This window comes from Streptomyces sp. NPDC058678, from assembly GCF_042714835.1.
Taxonomy (GTDB): Bacteria; Actinomycetota; Actinomycetes; order Streptomycetales; family Streptomycetaceae; genus Streptomyces.
On sequence record NZ_JBHXSG010000163.1, the window covers coordinates 1 to 3432 of the forward strand.

General features: G+C 67.9%; 2 protein-coding genes and 1 pseudogene. 1 reads left to right on the forward strand and 2 read right to left on the reverse strand.

The genetic code is table 11. From position 1 onward, the window contains the following. Window positions 1-201: 201 nt before the first annotated feature. Window positions 202-987: a fumarylacetoacetate hydrolase family protein gene (locus tag ACFWWR_RS48470; protein WP_383878457.1), complete on the reverse strand. Its 786-nt coding sequence runs from the start codon at window positions 985-987 to the stop codon at window positions 202-204. Window positions 988-1167: 180 nt separating this feature from the next. Between ACFWWR_RS48470 and ACFWWR_RS48475 the strand changes: the two genes are divergently transcribed. Beyond that, window positions 1168-2190 (forward strand): LacI family DNA-binding transcriptional regulator, encoded by a 1023-nt coding sequence (locus ACFWWR_RS48475; RefSeq protein WP_383878459.1) that lies wholly within the window; start codon window positions 1168-1170, stop codon window positions 2188-2190. Here the strand turns inward: ACFWWR_RS48475 and ACFWWR_RS48480 are convergent. Beyond that, window positions 2170-3251, reverse strand: a pseudogene (locus ACFWWR_RS48480) (hypothetical protein). The gene ACFWWR_RS48475 and the pseudogene ACFWWR_RS48480 sit on opposite strands and share 21 nt — an antisense overlap. Window positions 3252-3432 lie beyond the last annotated feature (181 nt).

Sequence of the window (3432 nt, forward strand, 5' to 3'; positions counted from 1 at the left end):
ACCCCCAGCCCTTGGGGGTGCGGGGGCGTGTGTTTTTCCTACACCCCCGCGGGCGCCCCCCGCCCCCCCGCCCCCCCCCCCCCCACGGCGGCACTGCTTCGACAGGACACGGGAGCCACCGCCGGACACACCGAAGGGGCCTGCCCACCGCCGAGCGGTGGGCAGGCCCCTTCGGTGCGATCGCCCGACAGACGTCCGAATTCAGAGGCTCTCGGCCACGACCGGATTACGCAGGACGCCGATGCCCTCGATCTCCACCTCGATCTCGTCTCCGGGACGGATCGGCCCGACGCCGGACGGCGTGCCGGTCATGATCGCGTCTCCGGGCAGCAGTGTCAGATAACGGCTGAGGTAGCTGACGAGGTCGGGAACGGCCAGCAGCAGGTCGGCGGTGCTCGCCGACTGCGCTACGGCGCCGTTCACACGGGTCGTCAGCGACAGTGCCGCGGGGTCGAGTTCGGTCGCGATGACCGGCCCGAGGGGAGCAAACGTGTCCTGCCCCTTGCCGATCAGCAGCGTTCCGAATGCGCTTTCCTTACGCTGCACGATGCGGTCGCTGACATCATTGCCGCACGTATAGCCGAGGATGTATTCATGGGCCTCGGAGGGCTTCACATGGCGGGCTTCCTTCCCGATGACGACGACCAACTCGCCTTCGAAATGGATCAGTTCGCCATCCGCCGGATAGACGATCGCGTCATTCGGCCCGATCGCGGCCGTGCTCGGCTTCATGAAGCACACGGGAACTTCCGGAACCTCGTGGTCGGTCTCGTCGACGTGCGAGGCGTAGTTGTAGGCGAACCCGAAGATCCGGGGTCGCTCCAGCGGCGCGAGAATGACCACGTCACCGACTTCGTCGACATGCCCCGCAGGGGACAGTCCGGTGAAGGGATCGCCCTCGAATCTCACGATCCTTTCGTCACCGGATTTGAGCTCTCCATAGTGACGCACGCCGCTGACGGCATACCTGACGATCCGCACGGACACCTCCGCAAACTAGGCAGCCGCGGGCGGCTGCACGGCCCATTCAGCAATGCTAACGTTAGCACAGAGACGGTGATCAACCCGGCGCCCTCACCTTTCCGACCACGGAGCGCGACGAGAATGCTATCGTTGGCATACGGAAAGTGACGACAACGGGATCAGTCAGCTCGAGGGGGCCCTTACGTGATCACGACCAAGGACATCGCCGAACGCCTCGGAATCTCCGTCTCGACGGTCGGCCGGGCACTTTCCGACGATCCCCGCATCAGCGAGGAGACCAAGTTCAAGGTCCGCCAGGTCGCTTCCGAGATGGGATACGTCGGCAACCGGGCGGCACGCATGATGCGCGGAGCGTCCAGCAACGTGGTCGCGCTGGTCATCCCGGACATCCGCAACAGTTTCTACTCGACGATCGCGCACGAGTTGTCCAAGAACATGGAGGCCGAGGGCTACCAACTGATGCTCTCGGAGACCGACGACGACCGGATGGTGGAGCTGCGCCATCTGCGCGAGTTGTCCGCCAACCGCGTGGCGGGCGTCATCATCGTGCCCACCGCACGCCCGCACGGCGACTCCGTCAAGCTCCTGCGCGGCCTGCCGCACCTTCAGCTGCTGCGCCGTCACCCGTTGCTCGGTACCCAGTGGTTCGGTGTCGACGACCACGAGTCACTGCGCGAGGCCACGGCCCACCTGGTGGCCCAGGGCCACACCCGCATCGCCTACGTGGGCGGCCCCGAGGAACTGCCCACGGGCGCCGAGCGTCTGCGCGGCTTTCGCAGCGCGCTGAGCGAAGGCGGCCTGCCCGAGGACGCCGGACGTACGGAGCTGGGACCGCCGTCATCCATGGACCACGGCCGCCAGGCGGTGCGCCGACTGCTGAAGGGGCCGGACACGCCCAGCGCCCTCGTGCTGGGATCGATCCAGCTCACCATCGGGGTCCTGGAGGAGCTGTCCGAACAGGGTGTGAAGGTGCCCGGGGAACTGTCCGTGGTCGGGTTCGGTGACGAGCCGGGGTTTTCGTGGTGGGGGCCGGGACTCACCACGATCGGTCTGCCGATCCAGGAGATGGCCACCGGCTGCGCGCTGTGGCTCATGCGCCGGCTCAAGACCAAGCCGGGCAACGACGGCCCGTACACGTCGGTCTCTCCCGGGTCGCTGGTGCTGCGCGGCAGCACGGCACCGTTCCTAATCAGTGAGCAGGAGTGAGTCTTGGACCCATACCTGGTCACTGCGGACACCCCGAACGGTTTTGGATGTCCTGGTCGCCCGCGTACTCGCCGCGTCCGGCGGCACGGATCGTGTCCGTGATCCGGGGATGCGGGGGCGGGGTCCCTCACGCCCAGGAGCACCTGGTCCGGCCTGGACGATCCGATGCCCGTGCACATCGCTCTGGTGTGCACGGGGCGGTGTCGTCCGTCGCCGGATCGGGTGTCCCTGGGCGCGCCTTCCGATCGCCACGGCGGCTGCGTCGTGGCGGGTGGTGGTGCGGGTTGTGGTGGTGAGGGGTTTCTGCCAGTGCTGGGCGCCCCAGCGGCTGGTGTAGGCCGGGTCGACGGCGATGACCGCGATCCGGGTCTGGTCGGCCATCGACGCCAGCCGGGTGCGGAGGTTGCCGGTGGGCATGCCGGAGATCAGCTGGCGGAAGCGTTTGCGGCGGCCGTGTTTCTCCCGGGTCTTGTCCGCGGCGAAGTCCAGGTCCTCGACCGCGATCGCCTTGACGCCGCAGGCTCTGGCCCAGTGCAGGAGGCGGGTGAAGGCGTGGCGGACCTGGGCGTCACGGTGTTCGGCGGTGCCGGTGAGGCAGCCAGCCGGTCCTGAAGCACCCGCAGACGACGCGACTTCGCATGCCACTCCCGCGCCGACCGGTAACCCCCCGGCGTCTTCCTCGTCCCCTTCTGCCCCACCGGCAGCGACAACCGGTCCTCAATGGTGCGGACGCCGGCTTCCAGGTTCTGGATGTGTGCCAGCTGGCAGCGGCGGGCCAGCGCCCACTGGTCGTGCGTGGCCTTGGAGATACTTCCCGCCCACCGCGACGACGACAGCGCAGTCAGCTCCCGCTTACGCACCGCCCACGCCTCACCGGAATGCTCCAGGCTCTCCCGGCACCGCACCTTGAGGTCCATCGAGGCCAGCGACCCCAGATGCGCGCCCACCAGACGCAGCACCCTCTCATCACCGGGCGTCAGCTGCTTGAGACGGGTCCGCACGGCCACACCACCAGGACCGGACACGACGAACGACGGCGCCACGCTCCTCAGCCCACCCACCCCGCCACACCCCCGCCCGGCCCCGCCCGAAGAACCCTGTCGCCATGGCAAACGAGCACCCCCAGAAAGGTCACGTATTCGATGAAAGAACGTCAGTTCCCCGCCGGAAAGCGACCGCACGGCCGAGGCCCACGACACGACACAGACCACCCACACTCACTCCCACGCACCAGAACACCTT